We start from the raw sequence: 2911 nt of genomic DNA on the forward strand, positions 1-2911 counted from the left end.
GGCTTCCCACCTGCTCGATCATTCGCCCTTGGCTGGGCGCACAACTCCGATTTATGTTCGTAACAATTATAGCATAACATCGTTGCATTGTCAATATAAACGCCATAGTACTTCTGACTTTGTATCAGAAATACTATGGCGAAAAACTTCTTTATCAGCGCAGCACTTATAGCCTCGGGGCTTGTTCATTAATCATCGCTGCCGTCGCCGAAGTAGAGGTTAGTCATTTGCTGCATACCGAACTTATCGGCAAATCTTTCAAAGTCCTCCCTCGCCTTTGCCCAGCTGTAGCCTGCGGCGATAAGGGCATCGTCACTGATGTCGCTGAACTCATTGTAGAAGGCAAGACCTATCATCAGGTTCTCCTTGGTGTTGTTGTCTGTGAGCCTGTCAACTTCATTGACAGCGTCCTGTATCTCCCCGTTTTTCATTTTATCCACGAGAAATTCGACCTTCTGCCTCTCTCTCAGCTGGAGCATAAGAGACATTGACTCTGTTTTTGCACCGAATACTACCTTTGCGATAACGGCAGTCATTTCCTTTATCTGCCGCATGATAAAATCCTGTTCAAACATTATTAATCCCCCTATCATTAAACATACAGACCTGCTGAGAGGTCTGTGAAATATCATTTAAAAATCAAGCTTTGAGCGGAGCTTTTCAAAAAAGCTCTGACGCTTTGCGTAGTTCTTCTCTGTCAGTGAAGCTTCAAACTGCTTGAGCAGATCCTTCTGCTTCTTTGAAAGATTTTTCGGGACCTCCACGTATATCTTTACGTACTGATTGCCGCGGTCCGTGCGGTGGATACGTGTAACGCCCTTGCCCTTGAGACGGAAGATAGTACCTGTCTGAGTACCCTCAGCGATAGTGTATTTTACGTCGCCGTCGATCGTGGGAACGGTTATCTCCGCGCCGAGAACGGCTTCCATATAAGTAACAGGGATATCGCAGTGTATGTCGTAGCCCTCGCGTCTGAATATAGGGTGAGACTTTACGTTGATGCCAACGAGAAGATCACCGTTCGGACCGCCGTTTACGCCGCAGTCGCCCTGACCGCCGATACGAAGTGTCTGTCCGTCGTCGATACCTGCGGGGATATCAACGGATACGGTTTTCTGTACTCTGATACGTCCAACTCCGCGGCACTTGCTGCAGGGGCTCTTGATGATCTTGCCCTTTCCGCCGCAGTGAGGACATGGCTTTGTGGAAGAAATAGCTCCGAAGGGAGTACGCTGTGTGGCTTTGATAGAGCCTCTGCCCTGACAGTCTGGGCATATGTCGGGAGTTGTGCCTGCTTCTGCGCCCGAGCCCCTGCATGAATCACAGACGCACATACGGTTTATGTTTATATCCTGTTTTTTGCCGTTGCAGGCGTCCATAAAGCTTATGGAGACAGTCTCCTGTATATCCGCACCTCTGCGCGGAGCATTGGCGTTTGAGCGCTTTGTGCCGCCGCCGAAGCCGAAGCCGCCGAAGATACTGCCGAGGATATCATCCATATCCGCGAAGCCGCCAAAGCCGCTCATACCGTCAGCACCGCCGCCGTAGCTCGGGTCAACGCCTGCGTGACCGAACTGATCGTAGCGGGCACGTTTTTCGGGGTCGGAAAGCACCTCGTTAGCCTCGTTTATCTCCTGAAACTTCTCAACGTAGGAAGGATCATCTGGGTGAAGGTCGGGGTGATTTTCTCTTGCCTTTTTACGGAAGGCTTTTTTTATCTCATCCTCGGAAGCACCCTTCTGTATGCCGAGGATTTCATAATAATCTCTTTTTTCAGCCATAGATAACTCCATTCTTCCGTTATACACGGAAAGATCTTGTAGGGGCGGATACTATCCGCCCATGCCGTTTGGGGGGCAGTTTGCGGGCGGCTGATAGCCGCCCCTACAAAGTCGGTTCTTGATCCATAAATACGCATTACGCATTACGAATTAAGCATTATATACACCTTTAGGGCGGCGGAGAGCCGACCCTCCCATGTTCGCGTCATAATGTCACGGGAACTGTTTTTTTGCCGCGCCTGTAAATACACCTTTAGGGCGAAGTGATTCTCCGCCCTAAAAGCCTTATAAACTGTTTTCTACCGAATCCTCATATTTGCCTCTGCCGCCGTCGTAGTCCGAAAACTCGTCATTGGCTACACTCATGAACCACTTGAATCCAAAGTATATCAATGCGGCAAAAGCAGCAATAAGCAATATCGTTCTCAGCTTTTTCATCATACTTCTGTGAAGTCGGCGTCAACTACTCCGTCGTCGGTTCCGCCCTGAGCGCCTGCATCAGCTGCACCGCCCATATTAGCGAACTGCGAAGGATCAATGCCCTGTGCTCCGTTTGGAGCTGCCTGCTGGTAGATCTTTGCAGAGAGGTCGTAGAATGCCTTCTGGAGGTCCTCCTTGAGAGTCTTGATCTCAGAGTCATTGTTTGCTTCGATAGCAGACTTAAGTGCTGCGCACTTAGACTCGATATTGGACTTCTCGTCAGCAGATACCTTATCACCGAAGTCTGTGAGAGCCTTCTCGCACTGGAATACAAGGTTCTCTGCCTCGTTCTTGTTGTCAACGGCTTCACGGCGCTTCTTGTCCTCGGCAGCGTACTGCTCTGCTTCCTTTACAGCCCTGTCGATATCGTCCTTGGACATATTTGTGGAAGAAGTGATAGTGATGTTCTGCTCCTTGCCTGTGCCGAGGTCCTTAGCGGATACGTGAACGATACCGTTCTGGTCGATATCGAAGGTTACCTCGATCTGAGGGATTCCTCTCGGTGCGGGAGCGATGCCGTCGAGGCGGAAGGTACCGAGCTGCTTGTTGTCGCGTGCAAATTCACGCTCACCCTGAAGTACATTGATATCAACGGCAGGCTGATTGTCTGCGTATGTTGAGAATACCTGTGACTTCTTTGTAGGGATAGT

General features: G+C 49.9%; 4 protein-coding genes. All 4 read right to left on the reverse strand.

Annotated features, from left to right (window positions below):
- Positions 1-188: 188 nt before the first annotated feature.
- On the reverse strand, positions 189-575 hold the full coding sequence (locus tag Q0R37_RS15535; protein ID WP_294755527.1) for a DUF6483 family protein: 387 nt from the start codon (positions 573-575) through the stop codon (positions 189-191).
- A 57-nt stretch (positions 576-632) separates the two neighbouring features.
- The gene (gene dnaJ / locus Q0R37_RS15540) at positions 633-1781 is read right to left on the reverse strand and encodes a molecular chaperone DnaJ (RefSeq protein WP_294755528.1); all 1149 of its coding nucleotides are present in this window, start codon (positions 1779-1781) and stop codon (positions 633-635) included.
- A gap of 285 nt (positions 1782-2066) precedes the next feature.
- Positions 2067-2219, reverse strand: a complete 153-nt coding sequence (locus Q0R37_RS15545) for a hypothetical protein (RefSeq protein ID WP_294755529.1) — start codon at positions 2217-2219, stop codon at positions 2067-2069.
- The coding region (locus Q0R37_RS15550) for an Hsp70 family protein (protein WP_294755530.1) at positions 2219-2911 on the reverse strand (693 nt) is incomplete at its 5' end. The genes Q0R37_RS15550 and Q0R37_RS15545, both read right to left, overlap by 1 nt.

The sequence above is a fragment of the uncultured Ruminococcus sp. genome (genome assembly GCF_946415235.1).
Lineage (GTDB): Bacteria > Bacillota > Clostridia > Oscillospirales > Ruminococcaceae > Ruminococcus.